This window comes from Reinekea blandensis MED297 (genome assembly GCF_000153185.1).
Taxonomy (GTDB): Bacteria; Pseudomonadota; Gammaproteobacteria; order Pseudomonadales; family Natronospirillaceae; genus Reinekea; species Reinekea blandensis.
This window is the reverse complement of record NZ_CH724153.1, coordinates 34,251-59,265: the sequence shown is the minus strand read 5'-3', so window position 1 is coordinate 59,265 and position 25,015 is coordinate 34,251. Positions and strand designations below refer to the sequence as shown.

Below are 25,015 nucleotides of genomic sequence, written 5' to 3'. Positions count from 1 at the left end.
TAGACTTCGCCGCCCGGCTATACTGACGTTGTATGCGGAAACCAACGTCCGCCGGTGCCAAACCACACGCATCTAAGTCTGTAAGAGAAAACCGCTCATGAACCGATTATTCGTCGACAACCTCACTGTCATTGATTTCAGTTACTTTCACCCACGCCGCGGGGTGGTCGGCGAAAGCTGGATTGTCGATGTGGAGCTTGACGGCGAGCTGAACGATGAAGGCATGGTGTTCGACTTCGGCCATGTCAAAAAACTGCTCAAACAGGCCATTGATGAAGGCATGGACCACACGCTGGTTGTGCCGACCCAACTGCCAGGTCTGACCATTGAGGAAGACACCATTCAGGAACGCGTGCGCATCGACTATCGTCCAGACTCTGAAACCCTGGCCTTCGCCTATGAAAGCCCCCGCGAAGCGGTGTTTATGATCGACAGCGCCGATGTTTCCATCGACAGCGCCCGGCCGCTGTTGGAAACCCACCTGAACAACCTGGTCCCGGATAACGTCTCGCATGTGTCACTGAACCTGCGCACCGAACGCATTGACGGCGACTATTACCATTACTCGCACGGGCTGAAAAAACATCAGGGCGACTGCCAGCGGATCTGCCATGGGCACCGCTCACGCATTGAAATCTACCGTAATAACAAACGGGATGTTGAAGCCGAAGCACAATGGGCGAACACCTTCGCCGACATCTACCTGATTACGGCCGAAGATGCTCTATCCTCGGATTATGAAGGCCTGACGCACGTTGGCTACGACGCTGAACAGGGGCGCTTTGATGTCTGGCTCAACCCGAACCAGTGCTACACCATGGCCACGGACACCACCGTAGAACTGATCGCCACCCATCTGGCCGAACAGCTCGCCAACGAGTTCCCGGAAGATTACTGGAAGGTCAAAGCGTTTGAAGGCGTTGCTAAGGGCGCAATCGCAGTCGCTGGCCCCAGCGCCTGAACATCAGGACGCGCTCAGATTGAGTTGAGGGTCTGCAAGAACAGGCCGTTCAGAGGCAGGACGCCGATGACGAATCCCCAAGGATAGGTTTACGACGTGGCTGTTTTTGCAGACCCTCGGCTTTCTCATCCCTGTTTGCAGCAATAGCTGTGGCCCAGTAATTAACCCAGACACGAAATTCACACGCCCGGGCATTCGTCTGCCTTGGCTTCAGTGGTATACTCCGGCCTTTGCACCCTAAGACCACGACAGGAACCTCATGTCTCTGAAACTGCACAATAGCCTGACCGGCCAGAAGGAACACTTTGAACCGCAAAACCCCGATAACGTCACGCTTTATGTGTGTGGTCCCACGGTCTACAACTACATTCACATCGGTAATGGCCGCTCAGCCGCCAATTACGACCTGCTGTTCCGGGTGCTGAACGCGCTCTACCCCAAGGTCACCTACGCACGGAACTTCACCGATGTCGACGATAAGATCAACGCGGCCGCCAAAGACGAAGGCGTCGACATTTCCGTGTTTGCTGAAAAGTACATGCAGGCCTACGACGAAGACATGGCCAAGCTCGGCAATCTGGAACCGACCATTGTGCCGCGCGCAACCGAACACATTGGCGACATCATTACGACCATTGAAGCGCTTATTGAACGCGGTCACGCCTATGCCGCCGATGGGCATGTGTTGTTTGCCGTCGACTCCTTTGACGACTACGGCAAGCTCTCCAAACGCAACACCGAGGACATGATTGCCGGTGCTCGAGTTGAAGTGGCCAGCTACAAAAAGAACCCGATGGACTTCGTCCTGTGGAAACCCTCGAGCGATGACCTGCCCGGTTGGGACAGCCCCTGGGGTCGTGGTCGTCCGGGCTGGCACATTGAATGTACCGCCATGATCCAGAAACACCTCGGTGAGACCATCGACATTCACGGTGGTGGCACCGACCTGTTGTTCCCGCATCATGAGAACGAGCTGGCTCAGGGCACCTGCTGCTCAGACCATTCCGGCGGCTACGCAAAATACTGGGTACACAACGCGATGCTCGATATCGAAGGCGAAAAGATGTCGAAATCGCTGGGCAACTTTATTGTGCTGCGCGACATTCTGAACGAGCAGCCACCGGAACTGATCCGACTGGCCCTGCTAACCGCACATTACCGTTCGAACATGAACTGGTCTGAACAGTTGTTGCATCAGAGCCGCTCGCTGTTGGACCGTTTGTATACGATCAAGCGCGACGGCGACGCTCTGATAACAACGGACATCGATATCCGGGACACCGAGTTTTTCGCGATGCTGCTCGATGACCTGAACACGCCAAAAGCGTTCGCCAACCTGCACGAACTGACCACGCGGTTCTTCAAAGCCGAAAGTGACGACGAGCGGGCCGCACTGAAATCTGAAATTCACGCCATTGCCGACTTCATCGGCGTGATGCAAATGGATGCGCAAGCCTGGTTCCAGGGCACCAGTGACGATTCCGCGTTGAGCGCGGACGCCATTGAAGCCTTACTCGAAGAACGGGTTGCCGCTAAGGAAGCCAAAGACTTTGCCCGGGCGGATGAAATCCGGGATCAGTTGGCGGCAGAGGGTATTCAGATTAAAGACACCCGCGAAGGAACGCTCTGGAGCCGGGACAGTTAACCGATGAAGTGGATACTCATAGGGCTGGTGCAGTTTTACCGCTGGGTCATCAGCCCCATGCTGGGTCCGCGCTGTCGGTTTTACCCCACCTGTTCTGAGTATGCTCTGATTGCCCTGAAACACCACGGCGCCCTGAAAGGCAGCTGGCTGGCGATGAAACGCATTGCCCGCTGCCACCCCGGGTGTGAAGGCGGCTTCGATCCGGTCCCCGGCACCGAACCGCCCACCGATGACAGTACAGAAGGAAAACACCATGATGATTGATAAACAATTGCTGGCCATTCTGGTTTGCCCGGTCACCAAAGCACCGTTGCAAATCGACAAGGAACGCAACGAACTGATTTCAACGGCGGCCAAACTTGCTTACCCGGTACGCGATGGCATTCCGGTAATGCTGGAAGACGAAGCCCGCGCCCTGAGCCAGGATGAGTTTGAGTACTGGCACTCCCAGAAAACCTCGCTCTGAAGTCCCGTTTCGAAAGGAATCCCATGACGACCCTGTTTCCACCGGCCCTCAAGCCGGGCTCAACCATTGGCTTTTACAGCCCTTCCAGCCCGGCGACTCACTTTGCACCCAAGCGCACTCAGCGCGCCATAGACTATCTGGAAGCAAAGGGTTACCGCATCGAACCAGGTGCTTTAACCGGACAGGCCGACCACTATCGCGCCGGAAGCATCCAGGCCAGAGCTGACGAGCTGAACTCGCTCATCCGTAACCCGGATATCGACTGCATCATGTCAACCATCGGTGGCGCCAACAGTAACTCTTTGCTGCCGTACATCGATTACGATGCCATTCGGAAGCAGCCAAAGGTGTTTGTCGGCTACTCAGACGTGACGGCCATCCTGTTAGCGATTTACCAGCAAACGGGACTGACCACCTTTTACGGCCCGGCATTGACGGCCTCCTTCGGTGAGTTACCCCCCTTTGTTGACGACACCTACCAAGCTTTTGAAACCGTCACGCGAGCGCACCGAATACCACTGACCTTGCCCAACCCAGAACAATGGACAGAACAATTTTTGCCTTGGGAAGAACAGACTCAAGCGAAGCAAGGTCGGGACAATAGCCAAACTTTTCATGGTCAGGGCAAGGTGAAAGGACGATTGATTGGTGGCAACCTGAATACAATGACCGCGATCTGGGGCAGCCCCTACATGCCTGAGATACGGGACGGCGATGTACTGTTGATTGAAGACTCGTTGAAAGACATCGCCACCGTCGAGCGACTGTTTGCCTTCCTCAAACTCAACGGTGTGTTTGATCGTGTTAGCGCCGTGCTCCTGGGCAAACACGAACTGTTTAAGGATGGCGATACTGGTCGCACGCCCATGGACGTTTTACGGGAAGTTCTGAACGGCCAACCCGTACCGATCGTAGAAGACTTCGACTGTTCGCATACACACCCGATGCTGACACTGCCGATTGGTGCGCAAGTGACTGTTGATTTTGATCAGCAAGCGATCCGATTACTGGATTGCTCGGTGAGTGACGATTCGTAAACTGAGCACAATCAGCAACCGCTGATAATGGCTTCCATCGTGGGGACATCGCCCTCAATCAGAGGTTGCTGATAGTGAAAATAGCAATTGTCGTTCTGCACACTGCCATCGTCATTCAAGTCGTAGCCCCAGAATGAATCGGTCCAAGACAGATTCGAATAATCAAAATCGCCACTCAGCCTGATGGTTTCATCGACGGCGATGTCGTCCATCCAACCCCAGATCATCCAGACCACCTGGTCATCGAAGCGAGTAGCGTTGGTGCAGTTCCCACCCGCAGGTGACCCTTGCAGATAGAGTTCGACCACACGGCCGACCGGTGCGTAGTTAGGACAAATCTTGGTGGGGTAAGTGTCCAGCCAGAGAGCCTGCCTGAGAATGCTATTCGTCGACTTGACCGTACCGGCCACACTTTCAATAACCGACGCCCGTGCATTGGATTGAAGATCAACGAAACGGGGTAAGATAACCACCGACAGAATAGACAGGAGGAGAATTACGACAATGAACTCGATCAGAGTAAAGCCGTCAGGCTTGTACATCGTTTACTGCGCCATCAAGACCCTATTGATTTGTGACGATAACTCAGGAAGTATCCGCAGTCCAGAGTCTAGACGTGTTCCTGAACTGATGTTGTTTACTGTCCGGCAGGTGCCCTTTGGTTCCATTAGGGTAGCAGTGCACTTAAACCCGCAAACACAAAAATGTCTGAGCCATCTTAGACACATCATCGCCGTCGTTGCATCACGCTCAGTTCTCACGTTCTGCCAACGCGCTTTGGCATGACTACGGCATCATTCAAAGCCTAAGTAGGCACTTATCTCATACAAATCAGGGCGGCCTTCTTCATTGCCGAAATAGCAGACGTTTTGGTATTTGCCTGCCTCTTTAACTCCAACAACAAAATCGCATTTATGGGTTTTGGCCATTTGCTGCAAGGCATTCAACGTACCTTTTAGCTTTTCTGGTTTGGTGATGGAGAACTCAATACCAACGTCTACGTCGCGATCTGCCACGGGCGGGTCTTCCGTTTCTTCGGAACGGTAAATAGCGGTTATCGTCGTTTTTGGTTCCGCCCACTTAGCGATATCATCATAAAGCAGGTCGGCGATATCCAACAGTTCATCGTGTTCGGCAAAAATGAATAGATCCATGATAGGGACTCAATGATACAGAGGGTATATTGTTCAGTGTGAAGAATTCTGGTGCAAACTCAAGAAAAAGCAAGGAAACGTTTGCTTCGTTTCCAAGACATTACACTCCGAAATCCAAGGGCAAAGGAAGCTGGAGCACTGTATGACTAAATAACCTTTGATGAAAAAACAGACAGAGATTAACCTAAAAAATGTTAGTAAATATTGCAACTTTAAAAGTTTATAACAATGACACCGTTGACTAGACTATTAGCTCGTCTCAAATGTTTTCGTACTGTTCTTGTGTCATTGTCGTTTTAGTAAAAGCCATACCTAACTTCCCGATTCATTAATATTGATTACACAAACTTCGTCTTTAAAGTACAAACCACCATCTTCACGCATTGGACTATCGAATAGCTCCCCAATTTTAAAAGAGTCTAGAAAAACCCTTCCAGAAAATCCTCGGCCATTATAGGTAAACAAACTTCCTGAAATAGAATTAAAACCACCTCCATATTCATTTAAAAACTCGTGATCCAAGTTCGTATCTTCAGTAACAGCACTGTTGTGTTGATAATATTTACCATCTCCATAGGTGGAAATTGAAACCACTTTCTCTACAGCTCCACTATTGTTGATATTGAACTCAGCGCTTCTCGTTTGCATATCTTTTGTTAGAAGCTGTTCGTTAAATTCAATTAACTTACGCCATTGAGAAACCGTTTTTGGAACAAAACTAATGGACTGCATCTTTAGTTTAAAGCCAACTGCTAGATTATCTTCCATCTGCCACTGAGGCATAACAAGCTCGCCTCCACCGTTTAAGAAAGGGTCACGACTCTTCATAAGCTCTAAACTGTTCTCCCTTTCAAAGTAATTCAGTACAGACCTACACACCTCATATTGACCGCCTTTTACCAGCTCTAACAACACCGGCGTAGTTAAACCACCATTGTACACGGCCAAGTCAATCAACCTTAGTTTGTATTGTTCAATCAGACACTCATTTAGATTACTCTGTTCACTACAGGTTTCGTCCCGGTCATTTATCCAAGCTATCTGTGCTTCTCTAATCGAAAGAGCTTCATCTTCAGTAGACACAGAGCGTGCTTGTTGATAGCTCTTTGCGAGTCGTTCGTCCAACTCTGATAGTTCACTGGAGCGACAGATTTCCTTCTCGATGCTTGTAACGGCATTTTCGCAATCGAAACTCGCGGCACCTGCGTCTAAACATACTAGAAAGCTAAGGCCGATTAATAGACTTTTTATATTTGCAACATCCCTACTTACTTTCTTCATCTACGACTATCCTAAATCTAAAAAACAGGTGTTAAAGTCATTAAAATATGGTGAGTTCGAACTTCGTCGAAAAAACTCACAAAAAAGCATTAACAACAAATGCTCAACACTTCGGCGACTGGTTATTTCTAATCCTATAATACTCATTTGTTCTTACTCCGTACTATCAGGAACGGTATCCTTAAAGCAATTATTTTCTTTAAACTGCAGACATAAAGCCGAAGACAATAAAGTTTTGCTAAGGCTCTCTCAGCGCTTCTTAGCGTTAAACATCTCGGTGGCAAAAAACACAATAAGCTCATGAGCAACTGTATTCACTTCAACCAAAACCGCTAATTTCAGTTTAAATTTCACTTTGCCGTTTTTTAACGAGTATTGGTCACAGGGCTATAATGGGTACTTAAGGTTGAGGGATGTATTATCTTCTGTAGAGTGACTTATGTTTTAGGACCGGGAGCAATGAAAAAAACAGAGACAAAAGGGGTACCCATTATTTAAAAATCCATTTGCCATGACATCTACCATCCTTTGCACTGTGGCTAAGACTGTTTTCGGTAACCGAAAGTCAAGCTAAAGCGCCAACTTTGCTTTGCAATAGCATTCCCTTAGTAATAAGCAGCATTTCACTGAGTATCCCTCAGTCCTGCAATCAGTCTTCTAAAGTGTTTAGACGACGTTCACAAGATGCACAGAATTATTTACCAATGTTCAAGAAATGTGTGTTTTTGCGCCCACCTCTTCTACTCAATAAAAATCAGTACCGAAAGCTGATGTTTTCGAACTCAGCGAAAGGATAGAAAGACGGCTAAATTTTTTAATAATACGAACAACAAGTTCGAGGGAAGGCCCAGGCTGCATAGGCCAGTTTCTGGCTATGCAGACACCAATAAAATAAAAATCGGCTTGCCATAAAATTGGAAAATCAGACTAAAAATGAAAAGAATTGATCATTTTTCGCTCAGCCGAGATCACTATATTTTATTAATGCGAACGTCTGCCTAAAAACGCCCAATGGATATTGGGCGCATGCTCTTTTTTATCTTACCCCTCAATCTCCACCGGCTCATCATTTTTTAAATGCAGCGTCTGCGTTGGGAAGGCAAACTCCGCACCATTACGTTCGACGATATCGATGATCTTTACCATGATGTCCTGCTTCACTTCGTGGTAACGAATCCAGTTAACGGTTTTGGTAAAGGTGTACACAAAAAAGTCGATAGATGACGAATTGAACTTATTGACGTTGACGATCATGGTTTGGTCCTGATCAATTTCGTCGTGCTCCTGGAGCATGGCCTTAACGTCGGCCACCACCTGCTCAATTTTATCAGCATCCCCATAACGTAACCCGACAATTTCATAAATGCGTCGATTACGCATGCGCGACGGGTTTTCAACCGATATGTTGGCAAAGGTAGCATTTGGAACGTACAGCGGGCGCTGATCAAAGGTACGAATCCGGCTGAGTCGCCAGCCGATATTTTCGACCACCCCTTCCACTTCTTTGTCGGGTGATCGAATCCAATCACCCACTTTGAAAGGCTGATCCAGATAGATCATTAAACCACCAAAGAAGTTGGCCAGAATGTCTTTCGCCGCAAAGCCCACTGCGATACCACCGACGCCACCAAAGGCCAGAATGGCGGAAATACTGAATCCTAACGTCTGTAACACCACCAGTGCGGTGGTAATGACAACAGACAATCTGAGCAATTTCCCCAAGGCGGAGGCGGTAGTCGCGTCCATTGGGTTTTCCAGCACACCTTCACGTTGCACGGCAGACTCACCATGGCGGATAAAGCGAACGGCAAACCAGGCGAAGAGCACGATAAAAGAGACTTCTCGTATCGGGTCAATCAAATCAAAGATCGGCTCGTTGGAGACATTGCGCACGACATCGGCGGCCATCAAAATGCCTCCGATCCAGACAAAAACCCGAACGGGTCGTCGTGCCGTCTCGATCAAAATGTTATCAAACCGACCGACGGTGCGATTGGCACGAATTTCAAGGCGATCAAAGGTTTTACGAATGAAATAATTGATGATCAGGGTCGCGAGAACGATCAGAAAGACCTGTATAATCCAACGATATTCAGATCCCTGGGCCACAAAACCGTTGATAAAGGTTTCCAGTTCTGTCAACCAATCCATAAATTAAACTCCTGAGGTAATTCTATAATGTACCTGATGATCAAACATCTGCACATGACGCTGGCGCTGATCTCAATTCTGGGATTCATAGTAAGAGGTGCGTTGGCGATTAATCAACACTCGATCATGCAGCAGAAATGGATTCGCATTCTGCCACACATCATTGACACCGGGTTAATAGTCGCGGCGATTTATCTGGCCTGGTTCCTGAGACTCAATCCGATCACCCAGCCCTGGCTGGCGGTGAAAATCGTTGCATTGGTGGTTTATATAGTTCTGGGAGCCCGGGTGATCAAACGCCGTGGTTCGGTTAAAGCGCAGTGGGTTACCTATGCGGCCGCCATCGCGACCTTTGCTTACATTGGTGCAGTTGCCATGACCCGATCCCCCTGGATCATCTAACCCCACCTATTACCGCAATCAGCTCAGACTGAGGTCTGAGCTGCTTTCGAAGGCATTGGCGTTGGAACGGTTGACTGTGAGCGCTTTACTGGCCACATCGCAACGGTCGTGGTAATCCAGAAATAGGCCGCTATAGAAGAAACCAACAGAAGAAACTCAGTCCGGAAGCCGACATCGTCCATAATCAGAAAAAAGCCAATCTGAATTGCGTACCCGGAAAGCAACGAACACCAGCGACAGAAAAATGTCTGGCGCAGACAATACTGCCACGTCACGAGAGGCACAAACAGGACAGCGGCCAGCCATTGCAGACTCGCCAAATGAGGGATGAAGGAAGACAGGTCAATCATAATGGCGAAATTATGGCGAATTTCTCTCATAATACAAGTGAACTCTCAGAAACAATTCGCAAAAACAGCCACTTAGAGCTCCATCCTCAACAAAAATGTGAACTCTGTCTCGTCGCTCGATACGTCCATGAGAGTATTCTGGCCTGACCAAGGAAAAGCTTCATATGTGAAATAGGGAACGACATGCGACGCCACTCCGGTTGGAGTATGCTATTACCCCCATTCCCGCTGACTCCCGAGGCTGAACAACCCCGTCTATGCCGCAGTTAAACTACGCTCAGAAACTGGCGACCACCATCATCGCCCTGATCCTTTTTGTCGCTATGCTGATCGGGTACCCCCTGGTGTATCGACAGTTTTCGATGATGGAAGAACAGTTTAATGCGCTGGGCGAGTCTTTGGCGGATCAAGCTGCCAGTGGTGCTACGGAACTCATTTTTACAGATGATAACTTTGGCCTCGAGCGCCTGATTAACAATTACGAGGACCAAAGTGGCGTGGTTTCCGTCATCATCGTCAATCGCGATGGCGACATCTTCGGAACACTGAGCCCACGACCGGATTCCACCATCCTGATCTCAGAAGAAAGCTTTCTCAGCGCCGGGCAGTTGCTCGAAGAAGGCGACATCGCATGGTTCCGCAAACCTGTAAGGTTTCAACAGGTTGTCGGCGGCAGTGTCTGGATAGGGCTTAACAAATCGCCGTTACTGGATAACCAGCGACTGGTCATTTCTACGGCGATCACCGGTGTTGCGTTGTTGGTGCTTTCCGTTTTTTTGCTGGCCATTCGGCTGTCACGCAACCTGAGCAAACCGATTAACGAGTTGATTGATGCCACCCATGCTCTGGGTGAGGGGCGGTATCAATACCGGCTGAGAAATGAATCGTCTGGGGAGTTCGAGCAGGTTAAGGCCGCCTTCAACACCATGGCAGAAAATCTGGAACTCAAGAACCGCCTGGAACAGAACATTTCCCGCTTTGTTTCTTCGCCGGTCGCCGAACACTACATGACCCGGACTGAGCAAGAGCTGACACTCTCAGGCGAAAGGGTTGAAGCCAGTATTATTTTTGTTGATCTGGTCAGTTACACCTCCTTCAGTAACCGAAACACGCCTGAAACCGTTGCCGAGGTGCTCAACTTGTACTTCACGGAGTTTTCCCGTGCCTGCCATCAGCACCACGGTATCGTTGATAAGTTCATCGGCGACTGTGCCATGTTAGTGTTCGGCTGTCCTCAGCGCGATGATCACCATCGTGAACATGCACTCGACTGCGCGCTGTACATCCGCACTCGCATCCAGCAGCTGAACCTGCGTCGACAACAGGAAGGGTTGCCTTGGATGAACATCCGTATCGGCCTGGCAGGCGGCACGGTGTTGGCGGGCTTGCTGGGATCTGCAGAACGCATGAATTACTCAGTCATTGGTGATGCAGCAAATCTCGCCGCAAGACTCTGCGATCAGGCGCCTGCGGGCGGCATATTGACGGAACGATCTTTCCTCAAGGCTATACAACGCCCGCAACCACTCAAAGCCCATGAAACCCAGCAATTGACCGTCAAAGGGTTTGAGCAGCCCATCGATACCCTGATTGTTGACGATGTGATTGTCGAGGATCAGAACACATGAAACGATTGACCGTTCTTACCTATATCTTGCTCTTACTCTCTGGATGCACCACTTTTTATACGCAACAGAGCAATCTGACGCCGCAGATTGATGATTGGCTCGATCAACAGCGTTACGACCGTGCTTTGGAAACGATCAATGCCCTGCCCGCCGACCATCCACAATACGAGCAATTGATTGAACAGGTACCGGCCATCAAAGCTCGTCGACAGCAATTCATTGCTCAGGTACTTAAAGATGCTCAGTCTTACGAGGCCGTTCAGGACTGGGTCGGTGCAGAAGCGATACTTGATGAAGGGCTCACCCGACTGCCAGACGCACCAGAGCTTCTCGCACAAGCCGAGTTCTACCGCCAAAACCGTGCGCTCCGCCGTGAACGAGACCAGGCCGCCATTACTCTGGCAAAAGCACGATACATCAACTTAGCGCGACCGTTTCAGGAATCCAAGCTCTATAACTCCGACGACCGTCTGCGGGCCCGCCAGGAATACAACCGCTTTATCAATGAAGCTCAACAAGTGTCGCGGGAACTTTATGCACTCGGACAAAAATACTACCGTGCAGACCAACTGACCCAGGCCAGAGAGGCTTTAACACTCTCCATTGAGACCGCGCCCAATGAACTAAGTGAGCAATTACTGACTGAGATTGCGTCTCTGGAAAAGGATCGAGAAATCACGAACACCGCCCGACAACGACGGACGGCGGATGAACAGATTCCGGAACTCACGGCCAGCTTCTACGACCAGCTTAATGACGACGATTACGCGGGCGCGGAACGTCAATTACGGGAGATTTCGACCATTGAACCCAGTGCCGCGGATAAACTCAGGGTCATTCTCAGCGATATGAAACAAGCACGAATCGAAGAGCTGACCCGCAATGGCGAAAACCTTTATAACTCGGGCTATATTGAGCAAGCGGCGGACCGTTGGCGCACCGCACTTGAGCTGGACCCGAATAACCAGGACATACTCAGCAAACTGGAACGGGCTGAGACCTTTTTAGAGAATCTGGAACGTTGGCAGAGCTCTGACGGCCCTGAATCTGAAAAACCCCAGCCTTAAGACTATTCGGCGCGCACTTTCACCTTGCCGCAGTGCTCGCAGACGTAGCGATTCACTAACTTGCCGGACTTAGAGTCGAACTGTGACGCCTGATCCAACCGCCACTTATGGCGCCCGCTACGACAGAGTGTTTTACCGGCCGCTTTCTGCTTTCGCTGAGCTTTTCGGAACGCCGTTAACGATCGCACTTCTGCCATGGCTTCGTAATCCTGAGTGTTTAAAACAGAACGGATGGTAGCATGGCTCTGTGGTTATCTGGAGAGAGATGTACTGGGGTCATTGGCCTGTACCGATAACGAATTTCCCCTGAAACCATTGGTTCAGCCAGGCACCTGCGTATAATGGCCGATTTACCCGTTCAGAGAAACTTCATGCTCGATGATAAGTCACTGGCTGTCCTTCAGTCCCTGAAATCCGACATTAAAGCTGCCAAAACCCTCTATGAAGGGACCGTTAAAGGCACTGGCAAAAAATTCGGTTTTGTTGTGAACGCCGCCGACGGCAGTGAGCATTTTCTCCCTCCAGACGAAATGAGCCGGGTTTTTCCGGGCGACGAGGTTCGCTTTACCATCGTTGATCAGGATGACGGCAAGACCAAAGCCGAGCTTGAAGAACTCATCCGCAGTCCCCTTGACGAGTTCAACGGGGTTTTCTTTGTTCGCGGCAAAGCTCAGGGCGTAGAACCGTTCGATTCCGCCTTCGGTGGCTGGCTGTTTGTTCCGCCTAAGCAAACGAGCCATGCGAATAATAAAGACCTGGTCCGCGCTAAAGTTGTCCGACACCCGTGGGACACGGGCAAAGCACAGGCTGAAGTGCTGAAAAGCCTGGGGAGTGCTGACAACAACCGATCCTGGTACAGCGTTGCCCTCGCCGAACAGGGCATTCCGGAGGCGTTCAGCGATGCTGAGCTGAAGCAGGCAAAAGCGCTGGCTGAGGCCGGACCAGAAACAGACCCTTCGCGTCAGGACTTAACGGATCTACCGTTTGTGACCATCGATGCCGCCTCCACTAAAGACATGGATGACGCCCTTTTTGCCCGCCCGACTGAGAACGGTTGGCAACTGTCTGTAGCCATTGCCGATGCGTCGGCCTATATACCACTGGACTCAGAACTGGACAAAGCGGCTCAGAAACGGCTGACCACAACCTACTTGCCCGGTCTGACGCTGCCAATGCTGCCCGAGATACTGGCGGACTCAGCGATGTCTCTGGTTCCAGACGAAACCCGACCGGCCATGATTTTTCAAATGCAGATCGATCGTGACGGCAATGTCAGCGATTTTGAGATTTTTCCGGCAACAGTGCGCAGCCAAGCCAAACTTGCTTACGACGACGTTGCTCATTGGTTCGAAAACAACGCGATACCCGAGTCTCACCAGGAAAACCTGCAAGCGCTGAACGACGCCACCCAAGCACTAGCAAGCTGGAGACGCAAAAACGCCAATCCCATGAAAGACCGGGTCGATTATCGGATTCGAGTAGACGACCACTTTCAGGTGACGGACATCGTTCAGGAACATAAGAACCCTGCGCGGGCTCTGGTTGAAGAAGCGATGATTGTCACCAACTACCAATCCGCACAGTGGTTACAGGATCAACCCGGTCTGTTCATGTGCCACCTTGGCTTTAAGCCGGATCGTGAAACTGAACTTAAAGGCCTGTTACGCGACTACACACCGGATGTCGCCGAACTGAATGGCCATGATCTGGCGGACTTCCGTAAAATTATGGCCGCCTCACAGACCATCGACTTTCCATTGTACGCGGTGCTGCAGAAGCGGTTTGACCGCGGTTTCTGGAGTCGAGAAGCCCAACCACACTTTGGTCTGGGTTTGTCGCGCTATACCAATGTCACTTCACCCATTCGCAAATACTCCGATCTGTGCATGCACCGCCTGATCAAAGCTAAGTTAGCCAGCCGGGCACTGCCAGACATCGACCACGCACTTTCGTTGCTGAACGAACGCGGTAATGTCTCCCGTTTTGCCGCACAGAAAATTGAAAACCGACTGCGCTATCAATGGCTGTCACAACAACCGGAGCAGACTTACCGCGGAACCATTGTGCATTTGAATGCAAACAACCTGATGGTCCGACTGGACGATTGCGGTGCCGTGGGTCAGGTTGACTTACGTAAACGCAAAGACGAGTTCAGCTACGATCCGTTGCGCATGATGTTAAAGTTTGAAGAATTTCAGTATCAGCTGGAACAGGAAGTGACTGTCAAGATTGCCAGTGTCTCAGCTGAGCAACTCAAGCTTGAGATCGTTGAAGACGACGGCTGATGGACTGAACAAACATTACAAAAAAAGCCGCGAGCACCTATGGTCTCGCGGCTTTTTCGTTGTCAAAACGGTCTCAATGGACTGTTTTGAACAACTTATTGCTGAAGAGCATTGAGTATCTGATCGTAGTTATAGGTCAACATTTCAAGATAGGTTGCTGCCGGGCCGGATGCGTCCGACAGTGCACCGGAGTAAAGTTCACCAAACACGGGAATCCCGGCTTCTTTGGCAACCTGCGTAATCAGACGATTATCCGTGATGTTTTCGGCAAAAATCGCCTGCACCTGATTGTCTTTAATAAACCGAACCACATCAGCAACATCCCGGGCGGACACATCACCCGCGGTCGTTAAACCGGCAGGCGAAAGCATTTCAATACCATAGGCTTGTTCAAGATACCGAAACCCGCTGTGAACGGTAATTAATACACGCTTCGACTCCGGCACGGCCTCCAGGCCCACTTTCATTTTCTGGTCTAAGGCGGATAGCTGCGCCAAAACCTCGCGTTCGCGTTGCTCAAACTCAGCTTTGTGCTCCGGCAACAGAGCAATCAACGCCTCGGTGATGTGGTGGAAGTACTCACGTCCGGCTAACGCACTGTGCCAGGCATGGGGGTCGATACCGCCATGATCGTGTTCGTGCTCCAGCCCGTCGTGTTCTTCATGACGTCCTTGCTCATGCGCCTCATCATGATCCTCGTGATCCTCGTGATCCTCGTGACTGTGATCATCAACACTGTCATGTTCGTGTTCATGTTCGTCTTCATGAACGTCGAGCTCGCTTCCATGATCCGTCATGACCCCTTCGGCGACCAACAACGATATCCCTTTATACTCTGACGCTTCCAGTAAACGGGTCATCCAACCCTCAAAACCCAGGCCATTTAAAACCACGAGATCGGCACTCTGGACCTTCCGAACCTCTCTCGGTGTTGGCGAATAGACATGAGGATCTTCGTTAATGCCCACCAACGAAGTCACTGCGACGTGCTCCTGACCAATCTGCTCGATCATGTCGCCAAGAATACTAAAGCTGGCGATGACCTCCACCCGCTCGTGAGACAGTGTGTATGCGGAGAGCAACATAAGCCCGGAAGCGAATAATCCTTGACCAAAACGGTTCATCTTGAGTGCCTTAAATAGAATCAAATTTAATTAATGATATATCATATCATTTATCTTTGACAACAAAACAGAGATAATAAGCCCTTACTTGGAGACAGCCGTAATTTATGAATCAACTTGATGATGCGTTGCAACAGGCAGATCAGGCTTCCACGAGAGCCGGCCTAAAACTGACCCCTAAGCGACGACATCTGTTTTCGCTGTTGTTGGCATCGGATACTCCGCTTTCAGCCTATGAACTGGCCGATCGTTTCAAGGATTCGTTTGGTCAGGCGATCCCGGCGATGTCGGTTTATCGCATGCTCGACTTTCTGACCGAAAACAACCTGGCTCATAAACTGACTTCGGAAAACAAGTTTGTCAGCTGCGCGCACAGCACCTGCAATCACGCCCATCAGGTACCACAGTTTCTGATCTGCGAGCGCTGCCATCAAGTCAAAGAAGTGGGTATAAAAAAAGAAGTGTTTGACGCGTTACGCGAAAGTGTTGATTCGGCAGGCTATTCACTGCGCGAAGCCCAGTTGGAACTCAAGTGCCTCTGCGCGGCATGCGCAGAGGCGACTGAGTAAAGTCAGTTTTCAAACCCATTCGGGTTCTGACTCTGCCAACGCCAGGAATCAGCCATCATTTCATCCAGGCCTTTTTCCGCCTTCCAGCCTATCTCAGATTCAGCAAAAGCCGGATCGGCATAACAGCAGGCGATATCGCCCGGACGCCGGGGCGTAATCTGGTAAGGTACGTCTTTTCCGGAGGCCTTTTCAAAGGCTTTAACCATATCCAGAACCGAATAGCCTTGCCCGGTACCAAGGTTATAAGCGATACACCCGGTTTTCTTCGCAACCTTTTCGAGTGCCTTCAGGTGGCCCACCGCCAAGTCGACTACGTGCAGATAATCCCGAACCCCGGTACCGTCTGGGGTGTTGTAGTCGTCACCAAAGACAGACAATTTATCGCGCTGCCCGATGGCCACTTGCGTGATATAGGGCACCAGATTATTTGGAATACCGTTCGGCTGCTCGCCAATACGACCGCTCGGGTGCGCTCCAGCCGGATTAAAATAACGCAACAGCGCAATCGACCAGCGCTCATCGGAGGCTGCAAGGTCCCGGCAAATGTCTTCGACCATTAATTTGGTGCGTCCGTAGGGATTGGTCACCTGAAGCGGAAAACTTTCCTGAATCGGAACGGTATGGGGGTCCCCATAGACCGTCGCCGATGAAGAAAAGACAAACTGAAAGACGCCAGCGGCTTTCATGGCCTGTAACAGTGTAAGAGAACCCGCTACGTTGTTTTCAAAGTAGTCGAGTGGAATCTCGGTACTCTCACCCACCGCCTTGAGCCCGGCAAAATGCACCACCGACTCAATGTTTTCGTCACTAAATACTTTATCCAACAGAGCCCGATCGCGGATGTCCCCTTCGATTAAACGAACAGGCTGGCCGGTAAGTGCCTCAACACGTTTCAGCGGCTCCGCTGAACTGTTGGAAAAGTTGTCTAGAACCAGCACATCCTTGCCTGCCTCCAGCAATTCGACACAGGTATGACTGCCGATATAACCTGCACCACCTGTCACTAAAACGGTCATAACATTCTCCTTGGTTGTGAGCCGCTCATACTATATTTGAAAACGTTTTCAACACAAGGGTCTTTTTGCTCAAAAACTTAAAACAAACCTCTCAGGCATAAAAAACCCGCCTTAGGGCGGGTTTTTAACAGCATCTGACAATTACGCCAGAGACGCTTTAGCCTGTTCAGCAATAGCTGCAAATGCAGACTTGTCATGAACAGCGATATCAGCCAGCACCTTACGGTCAATTTCAACATCGGCCTTTTTCAGACCGTTGATGAACTTGCTGTAAGACAAGCCGTTTACGCGAGCTTCAGCGTTGATACGAGCGATCCACAGAGCGCGGAACTGACGCTTACGCTGACGACGGTCACGATAAGCGTACTGACCCGCTTTGATAACCGCCTGTTTGGCTACGCGGAATACACGTGAACGTGCACCATAATAACCTTTAGCTTGCTTAAGAACTTTTTTGTGACGACGACGAGCGATCACACCGCGTTTAACACGTGCCATAATTTAATCTCCTGTAAGAATATCGGTTAGATGTAAGGCAGCATGCGCTTAACAAGCGGCTTGTCTGCATCAGCAACTTGCAGCATTCCGCGCAATTGACGGATACGCTTGCTGCTTTTCTTAGTCAGGATGTGGCTACGGAACGACTGCTTGTGCTTAAAGCCGTTCGCAGTACGCTTAAAACGCTTCTTCGCGCCAGAATTGCTCTTCATTTTAGGCATTTTCAATCTCCAGATTTACTTCTGTTACCGCGTTGCATTCCGGCGTTGATGCATAAACAACAAAGGCCTGAGAAGCTAACGGTTGCCATCAATACAAAGGCGACCTCGTTAGGTCGCCTCACTTAAACCGGACGAAACCGCCCGGATTCGCACTGTTCAGTGCAAATTACTTTTTCTTGGTTGGGGCCAGAACCATGGTCAGCTGGCGACCTTCCATCTTGGGACGCAACTCGACCTGAGCAATGTCCTCCAGATCGGTCTCTACGCGCTTCAAAAGCTCCATGCCGAGCTCTTGGTGCGCCATTTCACGACCGCGGAAGCGAAGCGTCACCTTGGCCTTGTTACCTTCCTCAAGAAAGCGAGACAGATTACGCAACTTCACGTTGTAGTCACCAATGTCGGTGTTTGGTCGGAACTTGACTTCCTTAACCTGCACCTGAGACTGCTTCTTCTTCGCAGCGGCCTTGGCTTTTTTCTCTTCGTACAGCTTTTTGCCCAGATCCATGATTTTTGCGACCACGGGATCTGCATTGGAAATCTGTACGAGGTCGAGTCCGGCCTCCTGGGCTTTCTCGATCGCCTCACGCAATGGGACGATACCGAGCTGCTCACCATCCGCAGAAATCAAACGGACTTCAGAAGCTTCAATCTGGTCATTAATGACGTGACGGTTCTTTTTTACACCCGCCTTTGCGTTACGTTTTATAATCTACTCTCCATTCTCGTTGGTGCGACCTTTCAGAGCGATGTCACTCTGAATACGATCGCTGAACTCAGCTAGCGTCATGACCCCGAGGTCTTGTCCTTCGCGGGTTCTGACCGCTACCGTGCCGTTTTCGACTTCTTTATCGCCGACCACCAGCAAATACGGTATACGCTGAATCGTGTGCTCGCGGATTTTAAAGCCGATCTTCTCATTTCTCAAGTCAGCTTTGGCCCGAAAGCCCTGATTTTCAAGGTTTTTCACGATATTTTGCGCAGTTTCGGCCTGAGCGTCGGTAATATTGAGCACCATGGCCTGAACCGGAGCCAGCCAAGGCGGCATCGCGCCAGCATACTGCTCAATCAGAATACCTAAAAATCGTTCAAATGAGCCGACAATCGCCCGGTGCAACATGACCGGCGTCTGTCGCTCACCATGTTCATCGACATATTGAGCGTCCAAACGTCCTGGCATTGAGAAATCCACCTGAATCGTCCCGCACTGCCATAGTCGGCCAAGGCTATCTTTCAGGGTAAACTCAATTTTGGGCCCATAAAAGGCCCCTTCGCCAGGCAGAATAGCCCATTCTTTTCCAGTTGCATTCAAGGCTTCTGATAACGCCTCTTCGGCCCGATCCCAGTCCTCGTCGGACCCAACTCGCTGCTCAGGACGGGTAGACAGTTTCAGAATATAGTCGTCAAAGCCGAAATCGTGATATACCTCTTCCAGCATGCCAATGAAACTGGCCACTTCGCTCTGAATCTGCCCTTCAGTACAGAAGATGTGGGCATCATCCTGCACAAAGCCACGAACCCGCATAATACCGTGCAACGCGCCTGAGGCTTCGTTCCGGTGACAGCTGCCGAACTCAGCCAATCGCAACGGCAAATCCCGATAGCTTTTCAGCCCTTGATTGAAAACCTGCACGTGACACGGACAGTTCATCGGCTTAATGGCATTGTCCCGTGACTCGCTGTGGGTAGTAAACATGTCATCACCAAATTTGTCCCAGTGACCGGACTTTTCCCACAGTGAACGGTCCACCACCATCGGAGTTTTGATTTCCTGGTAACCGTGCTGATGCTGTTTCCGGCGCATGTATTGTTCAATAACCTGATACATGGTCCAGCCGTTCGGATGCCAGAACACCATACCTGGAGCATCTTCCTGCAGATGGAAGAGATCCAGTTTTTTACCGATTTTACGATGATCTCGTTTTGCGGCCTCTTCTAAAAAAAGCAGATGCGCTTTCAGCTGCTTCTTATCGGCCCAGGCAGTGCCATAGATACGCTGCAGCTGTTTGTTACTGCTGTCGCCACGCCAATAGGCGCCCGAAATGCGCATCAATTTAAAATGGTGGCAGAACTTCATGTTCGGGACGTGCGGTCCACGGCACATATCGATGTATTCTTCGTGGTGATACAGCCCGGGCTGATCACTCTTCGCGATGTTCTGTTCCAGGATTTCCTGCTTGTAAGGTTCACCGCGGTTAACAAAGACATCGTGAGCTTCCTGCCAGCTCACAGACTTCTTAACGACGTCATAGTTCGTTTTGGCCAGTTGCAGCATGCGCTTTTCAAGTTCCGCCAAATCGTCTTCTGTCAGCCGGTGTTCCATATCCACATCGTAATAGAAGCCGTTTTCAATGGTCGGACCAATCGCCATTTTAACGTCTGGATACAGTTGCTTGATCGCGTGACCTAACAGGTGCGCACACGAATGACGGATAATTTCCAGACCGTCGTCGTCTTTCGGGGTGATAATCTCGATGTTGCTGTCGGCTGTGACCAGGTCACAGGCATCTACGCGCTCACCATTGATGCGACCGGCTAAGGTATTACGAGCCAGGCCAGGACCAATGTCCTCGGCAATTTGCATAATGGATACGGGTTGATCAAATTCGCGTTTTGAGCCGTCAGGCAGAGTAATAACAGGCATGCTGCACTCCTTCAGTGGTGGCCCCTACCAAGGGTCACATGTTGGACATTTAAGTTTTCAGATTATTCACAACGCCTTGCCTACCCTTACCACAGGACCGTACAAAACGTTGCTGACGAGCCATCGGGCCCGAACGGGGAATGATAACACAGCCACGCCTGACAACAATGCGGTCAGGCGTGGCTGAGAGGACCGGTATCAGCTTTTCTCGGATGACCCGGCTTTGGGGGTGTCATGATGGTCGTCTACCGGTACATCTTCCCAACCGGTAATCATGGCCTTCATATGCTGACCAATGGTTTCACCCGTGGTGATGAGATACAGGTGGGCAATCAGGAACAGCAGCATTAAAAATGCGGCAATCACATGCAGAATCGCCACGATCTCTAGCGTCAGTCCCAGATCCACGAGCCAGGTTGTGACCCAGTCGTTGTAAAACAAGTACAACAACCCGGTCACCCAAATCAGCGGAATCATAAATGCTTTCAGCGCCAGATAGGCTAGCCGCTGTAGCGGATTATGTTTTGCTTTTTCGCTGGGATGAAATGGAGCCGGGTCACCCAGAAAGATCCCTCGGACATAGTACTCAATCTGCTTAACGACCCCTTCCGTGCGCGGCAGATAATGCCGGAACTCACCGGTGGTTAAATGCCAGAAGATCGTGAACACCCACAACACAATTAATGCCCATGCTGAATAAACATGAAGATCAATGGCTGTCTCAAAACCAAACAGCGTGTAGGTGCCGCGAATCTCAAAACCGGTCAGGGCCATACCGATCATCAGTACCGCCTGCGACCAGTGCCAGAATCGCTCGTAGCCACGGAAAAGCACTAAACGTCTTGTTTTACCGCTCATGACTGTCTCCTCCGTCGATTAAAGAACCAGCGCAATGCACCATGCATCAGCACACCAAAGAACGCTGCCAGCATGGCCAGTCCACCAAACCGATCCAACCAGCTATGTTGCCCACTTCCCGGTACATACACATTGGGAACGGCGGCCATCAGGCCATTCTCAGAGTGACAATCAACACACTGCAACGCCTGCTCTTTGGGCGCAACGGTGTGGTTTAGTGCCCGAATGGTTTGCACATCGGCAAAGTCATACTCGCCGGAAAACTCAACGTCGGCGGCCCGAGCACCGGCTTTCAGTGCTTTTTCCCAATCATAACCATTCCAGAGCGCATCCCGGCTGCGGCCAACCAGATTGATTGGTAGCAGTTGATTTGTCTCAACGTCGTACGGCAAGCGGGAAGTGAACTGATGAAACGGGAAGATTTTGGCTTCACCGTCACGCACGGCCTGCGATGGGTTCAACGGTGTCAACTGGGCCGGATCGATAGTTTCACCAACGGTGGCATAGTCGAGCTTACCATCGTGCCACTGGTACATCGGTGTCAGATCGTCGCCGTAGGTCATATCACCTTTACCACTGGCGAAGATGACGTTTCCGTCTTCATCGTAACTGGCGATTGGACGACGTCGGCGATCCCGTTTCTCAGCCGTTGACCAGTCCCATGAGGTTTTGGTTGATATCCCATTACGGGCGTAAGCAGGAATGTGACACGCCTGACAAGCAACCACATCGGTGTGATCATTGAGCTTCTCGTCATGCATTGGTCGATCGCCATGACAGGACACACAGGTTGCGCGGGAGCCTTCCAGTGCGCTGACGCCCTGGGTGTCGATCGGACTGAGTGATTCATAACGGCTGCCGGCCAGCTTGTGGTTGTCCGACTGGTGGCAATCACTGCAGCTCAGGTTGGCACCGTCCGGACTCATGTGCACGTCCATTTCAAACTCGGCACCGATCAGAGCGCTGTCCAGATCACCATGTTTGGCACCGTCGGCACCACCATCGTAAAAGTGACAACTACCGCACGAAGCGACTGAGGTGGCACCCACCGATTGGGCAATCTCAGTCAGGCCAAGCGTAAAGCGCTCGCCTTCGTCTTTCACCCGATCTTTGTTGGCTTCCCCGGCGTCGTCATGACACATGGTGCATTCGGCGCCGTCCTGGTGAAACTTGTTATAAAAGTATTCACCGGAAGTGTCATGACACATCAGACAATCGACCGCGGCTTCCTGAATGACATCCGACACCCGACTGGACAGACCATAACCAATATGACAGCTGCCACAATCTGAGGCGTTGGAAACCACATTCGGATGATACCCATTCAGAACGTGAAGCTTGCCTAACTGTTCATCACCGTCTTCGGCCTCACCTTCGAGAGGAAATGTCCACTGCCAATGCACTGTGTCATGTAACTGCTCTTCTGCCTGGTTATGACAACTGACACAGGCGACATTGATGTCTTCAACATCGGTAAATGGCTGTTGCAGCGCTTCGAACTGGCTGTGATCGGCCGTCATATTAGACGCCCAGACTCCGCCTGCGAACACACTGAACACGAAACATGCAAAAAGCTGCTTCCCGTTACCGGGAAGCAGCTTACTCATCAGATCAACACTCATCATTAATAGACTTCTGGTCGCTCTACGGCTGGTACACTGACTTTTTCACCCAAGTCCTGAACACTGTCATGCAACAGCTGCAGGATGTATTGGCCATTATGCGCCCAACCACCGTGGTCTTTCGCCACAAACTGGTAGTTATAGGCCGCCTGTGCCAATCGAGGGCTCCAGGATTTATAGGCGTTCGGATAAATAGCTTCGCCCTGATCAACTTCACCGTTTCCATTGGTGTCATTGAAGAAATATGGATAAGCGTGCGAATCGTAAATAACCGGCTTACCTAAAACATCCGCAGAGTAATCAAGGATCGCTTGATACAGGATGCCGTGCAGGTTTTCGATCTCAGTTTTAATGCCTTCTTCTGCACCGTTGGCATCAAAGTCACCGATTGTTTCGTCTGAACGGATGAACGCCCATTGATTTTCAGCACCGGTATCTTCGTGACATTCCACACAGATATCAGCCTTTACGGTGGTACGGTGAGGACTGTGGCAGTCATTACACTGAGTCGCGAAATCGTCATGATAATGCAGACCGTTGTAATCCATGCCTTCATATTCATAGCCGCCGCCGGCTTCAGTACCAAAACGGGTCGCAGCCGCTGCACTGTAGTGCACGTTCAGGAACTTAAGATCCTGATGAACAGTATCGTCGTCAACGCCAGCTGCCGTAATCATTTCATCAACCGCGTTGCCGGATGCTCGACCCTGGTGACAATCCATGCAGCGTGCATCTGATTCAAAGCGCTCAACGACCTTGCCTGATGGGAACACAACTTCCGTCATTTCACTGACTGCTTTGTTGTGACAAGCCGTACATTGAACACCTTCCAGACCAGGTGCTTTGGCATCGACGGAGTAAGCTTCTGAACCATCGGCTCCCAGATAATCCAGATGGCCGGTCGTTGAGTGACAGGCGGCACAGCTCTCTGGCACCAATTTGTCGTCTTCTTCTTCCCAGTGCACGAACGCTTCTGATGTTATATCGGCGTGAGGTGAACTGACCCAGCTGTCGTAAAAAGGAATTTCGATATCTCTCATTTCTGCCGTTGCCACCGAGGCAATGAACAGACAACAGGACACCGCAATTGTCCGCAGTATGTTACTTGGTGCCATAACTGACTCCTTTGTTGTTATTTATTCGGCCCGAATTTCAGGTACCTCTTTAGTTTAACCGCTCCTGAAATTGACGATATACATACACATGATCTATGTCAGTTTATGTACGGTTATTTGTCAAGGAACTGTCCGCAAAAGCATCCGTTTAACAAACAATAGCACTGAACTGATCATAGATTGCACAAAACATGGCATCCGTGTTAAATTAGAAAAAACTAAATTAGAGAGCTTTAAAATTATGCAATACACAGATAAGTTTCAGTCCATGTGCGACGAAGCCCGCCAACGAGTTGATTCGGTCGAGGCTTCTGAAGTCGATTCTCGTATTAAAGAAGGCGCCGTAGCCTTGGACATCCGGGACCCCGACGAACATCAGGCTGGACACATTCCCGGCTCCAGGAATTTAAGCCGGGGCAAACTGGAAATGCTCATCGAGGGCATGATTCCGGACCTATCGACTGAAATACTGTGTTATTGCAATGCCAATAATCGAGGCACGCTGTCTGCGGCCAGCCTGCGAGCGATGGGATATGAAAATGCTTACTTTATTGCCGGCGGACTGAACGCATATCGCAAGTTATCGGGATGAGCCTCTGATAACGAGTTTTGGTTTCTTCTGTGAAACGCGTTTTTCAGAAATCTGGAATGATCAAATGTCGAGTTGTAAGCGCAACAGAAAGGGGGTATCGAAAGATACCTCCTTTTTTTGTTTGGTAGCTGGGTGGTGCGACATTCCGGCCGGATTGCATCACTGAAATCCTAGGGGATTTTAGTGCCCCTTCGGGCTTCGCACCTATCGTCGCTCGTGGCAAAACTCTCTTGTCGAGAGTTTTTTGAACCGGTCCGCATTCGGCGGCGACCGTAGGTCGGCGGTTCAAACTGCACATACAAAAAAAAACCGCAAATCTTTCGATTACGGCG

The 25,015-nt window shown here is 50.5% G+C and carries 26 protein-coding genes; 11 read left to right on the top strand and 15 right to left on the bottom strand.

What is annotated here, in order from left to right:
• Positions 1-97: 97 nt before the first annotated feature.
• The 5 genes from MED297_RS14975 (at position 98) to MED297_RS14955 (ending at position 4,109) form a co-directional block, all read left to right on the top strand.
• The gene (locus MED297_RS14975; RefSeq protein ID WP_008046373.1) at positions 98-961 is read left to right on the top strand and encodes a 6-pyruvoyl trahydropterin synthase family protein; all 864 of its coding nucleotides are present in this window, start codon (positions 98-100) and stop codon (positions 959-961) included.
• A 259-nt stretch (positions 962-1,220) separates the two neighbouring features.
• Positions 1,221-2,606, top strand: coding sequence for a cysteine--tRNA ligase (gene cysS, locus MED297_RS14970; RefSeq protein ID WP_008046372.1), 1,386 nt, complete (start codon positions 1,221-1,223; stop codon positions 2,604-2,606).
• Positions 2,607-2,609: 3 nt separating this feature from the next.
• Complete coding sequence (gene yidD, locus MED297_RS14965; protein WP_008046369.1) at positions 2,610-2,870, top strand: membrane protein insertion efficiency factor YidD; 261 nt, start codon at positions 2,610-2,612, stop codon at positions 2,868-2,870.
• Complete coding sequence (locus MED297_RS14960; RefSeq protein WP_008046367.1) at positions 2,860-3,072, top strand: Trm112 family protein; 213 nt, start codon at positions 2,860-2,862, stop codon at positions 3,070-3,072. Before yidD ends, MED297_RS14960 begins: the two co-directional genes overlap by 11 nt.
• Before the next feature lie 23 nt (positions 3,073-3,095).
• The gene (locus MED297_RS14955) at positions 3,096-4,109 is read left to right on the top strand and encodes a S66 family peptidase (protein WP_008046366.1); all 1,014 of its coding nucleotides are present in this window, start codon (positions 3,096-3,098) and stop codon (positions 4,107-4,109) included.
• 11 nt (positions 4,110-4,120) lie between these two features.
• Here the strand turns inward: MED297_RS14955 and MED297_RS14950 are convergent, their stop codons facing one another.
• From MED297_RS14950 to MED297_RS14935, 4 genes are all read right to left on the bottom strand, one after another.
• Positions 4,121-4,651 (bottom strand): type II secretion system protein, encoded by a 531-nt coding sequence (locus tag MED297_RS14950; RefSeq protein ID WP_008046365.1) that lies wholly within the window; start codon positions 4,649-4,651, stop codon positions 4,121-4,123.
• Positions 4,652-4,903: 252 nt separating this feature from the next.
• Positions 4,904-5,263 (bottom strand): hypothetical protein, encoded by a 360-nt coding sequence (locus tag MED297_RS14945; protein WP_008046364.1) that lies wholly within the window; start codon positions 5,261-5,263, stop codon positions 4,904-4,906.
• Between the two features lie 312 nt (positions 5,264-5,575).
• Positions 5,576-6,544, bottom strand: a complete 969-nt coding sequence (locus MED297_RS14940) for a lysozyme inhibitor LprI family protein (protein ID WP_008046363.1) — start codon at positions 6,542-6,544, stop codon at positions 5,576-5,578.
• Between the two features lie 1,041 nt (positions 6,545-7,585).
• Positions 7,586-8,695, bottom strand: a complete 1,110-nt coding sequence (locus MED297_RS14935; RefSeq protein WP_008046361.1) for a mechanosensitive ion channel family protein — start codon at positions 8,693-8,695, stop codon at positions 7,586-7,588.
• Positions 8,696-8,722: 27 nt separating this feature from the next.
• Here MED297_RS14935 and MED297_RS14930 point away from each other — a divergent pair, with 27 nt between their 5' ends.
• Positions 8,723-9,097 (top strand): SirB2 family protein, encoded by a 375-nt coding sequence (locus MED297_RS14930; protein ID WP_008046359.1) that lies wholly within the window; start codon positions 8,723-8,725, stop codon positions 9,095-9,097.
• Positions 9,098-9,120: 23 nt separating this feature from the next.
• Here MED297_RS14930 and MED297_RS14925 read toward each other — a convergent pair whose 3' ends face one another.
• Positions 9,121-9,477 carry a hypothetical protein gene (locus MED297_RS14925; protein WP_008046358.1) on the bottom strand — a complete coding sequence of 119 codons (357 nt, stop codon included), beginning with the start codon at positions 9,475-9,477 and terminating at the stop codon, positions 9,121-9,123.
• A 227-nt stretch (positions 9,478-9,704) separates the two neighbouring features.
• Between MED297_RS14925 and MED297_RS14920 the strand changes: the two genes are divergently transcribed.
• On the top strand, positions 9,705-11,075 hold the full coding sequence (locus tag MED297_RS14920) for an adenylate/guanylate cyclase domain-containing protein (RefSeq protein WP_008046357.1): 1,371 nt from the start codon (positions 9,705-9,707) through the stop codon (positions 11,073-11,075).
• A complete protein-coding gene (locus MED297_RS14915) occupies positions 11,072-12,142 on the top strand; it encodes a hypothetical protein (RefSeq protein ID WP_008046356.1) in 1,071 nt (356 codons plus the stop codon). Before MED297_RS14920 ends, MED297_RS14915 begins: the two co-directional genes overlap by 4 nt.
• Before the next feature lie 2 nt (positions 12,143-12,144).
• On the opposite strand, the gene MED297_RS14910 is transcribed toward MED297_RS14915, so the two are convergent.
• Positions 12,145-12,339, bottom strand: a complete 195-nt coding sequence (locus MED297_RS14910) for a hypothetical protein (protein WP_008046355.1) — start codon at positions 12,337-12,339, stop codon at positions 12,145-12,147.
• 174 nt (positions 12,340-12,513) lie between these two features.
• On the opposite strand from MED297_RS14910, the gene MED297_RS14905 reads away from it, so the two are divergent.
• Positions 12,514-14,427, top strand: a complete 1,914-nt coding sequence (locus MED297_RS14905; protein ID WP_040557446.1) for a VacB/RNase II family 3'-5' exoribonuclease — start codon at positions 12,514-12,516, stop codon at positions 14,425-14,427.
• Between the two features lie 95 nt (positions 14,428-14,522).
• Here MED297_RS14905 and MED297_RS14900 read toward each other — a convergent pair whose 3' ends face one another.
• Positions 14,523-15,551 (bottom strand): metal ABC transporter solute-binding protein, Zn/Mn family, encoded by a 1,029-nt coding sequence (locus MED297_RS14900; RefSeq protein ID WP_008046352.1) that lies wholly within the window; start codon positions 15,549-15,551, stop codon positions 14,523-14,525.
• Positions 15,552-15,658: 107 nt separating this feature from the next.
• Between MED297_RS14900 and MED297_RS14895 the strand changes: the two genes are divergently transcribed.
• Positions 15,659-16,120, top strand: coding sequence for a Fur family transcriptional regulator (locus tag MED297_RS14895; protein ID WP_008046351.1), 462 nt, complete (start codon positions 15,659-15,661; stop codon positions 16,118-16,120).
• Positions 16,121-16,122: 2 nt separating this feature from the next.
• On the opposite strand, the gene galE is transcribed toward MED297_RS14895, so the two are convergent.
• From galE to MED297_RS14855, 8 genes are all read right to left on the bottom strand, one after another.
• Positions 16,123-17,136 (bottom strand): UDP-glucose 4-epimerase GalE, encoded by a 1,014-nt coding sequence (galE, locus tag MED297_RS14890; RefSeq protein ID WP_008046349.1) that lies wholly within the window; start codon positions 17,134-17,136, stop codon positions 16,123-16,125.
• 141 nt (positions 17,137-17,277) lie between these two features.
• Positions 17,278-17,634, bottom strand: coding sequence for a 50S ribosomal protein L20 (rplT, locus tag MED297_RS14885; RefSeq protein ID WP_008046347.1), 357 nt, complete (start codon positions 17,632-17,634; stop codon positions 17,278-17,280).
• A gap of 26 nt (positions 17,635-17,660) precedes the next feature.
• On the bottom strand, positions 17,661-17,855 hold the full coding sequence (gene rpmI / locus MED297_RS14880) for a 50S ribosomal protein L35 (RefSeq protein WP_008046345.1): 195 nt from the start codon (positions 17,853-17,855) through the stop codon (positions 17,661-17,663).
• 166 nt (positions 17,856-18,021) lie between these two features.
• Positions 18,022-18,561, bottom strand: a complete 540-nt coding sequence (gene infC, locus MED297_RS14875; RefSeq protein ID WP_083779449.1) for a translation initiation factor IF-3 — start codon at positions 18,559-18,561, stop codon at positions 18,022-18,024.
• A 3-nt stretch (positions 18,562-18,564) separates the two neighbouring features.
• Positions 18,565-20,496, bottom strand: coding sequence for a threonine--tRNA ligase (thrS, locus tag MED297_RS14870; protein WP_008046343.1), 1,932 nt, complete (start codon positions 20,494-20,496; stop codon positions 18,565-18,567).
• A gap of 198 nt (positions 20,497-20,694) precedes the next feature.
• Complete coding sequence (locus tag MED297_RS14865; protein ID WP_040557444.1) at positions 20,695-21,354, bottom strand: cytochrome b/b6 domain-containing protein; 660 nt, start codon at positions 21,352-21,354, stop codon at positions 20,695-20,697.
• The gene (locus tag MED297_RS14860; RefSeq protein ID WP_161599308.1) at positions 21,351-22,961 is read right to left on the bottom strand and encodes a tetrathionate reductase family octaheme c-type cytochrome; all 1,611 of its coding nucleotides are present in this window, start codon (positions 22,959-22,961) and stop codon (positions 21,351-21,353) included. Before MED297_RS14860 ends, MED297_RS14865 begins: the two co-directional genes overlap by 4 nt.
• A gap of 17 nt (positions 22,962-22,978) precedes the next feature.
• On the bottom strand, positions 22,979-24,091 hold the full coding sequence (locus tag MED297_RS14855; RefSeq protein WP_008046340.1) for a multiheme c-type cytochrome: 1,113 nt from the start codon (positions 24,089-24,091) through the stop codon (positions 22,979-22,981).
• Positions 24,092-24,332: 241 nt separating this feature from the next.
• On the opposite strand from MED297_RS14855, the gene MED297_RS14850 reads away from it, so the two are divergent.
• Positions 24,333-24,683, top strand: a complete 351-nt coding sequence (locus tag MED297_RS14850; RefSeq protein ID WP_008046339.1) for a rhodanese-like domain-containing protein — start codon at positions 24,333-24,335, stop codon at positions 24,681-24,683.
• Positions 24,684-25,015: the final 332 nt, after the last annotated feature.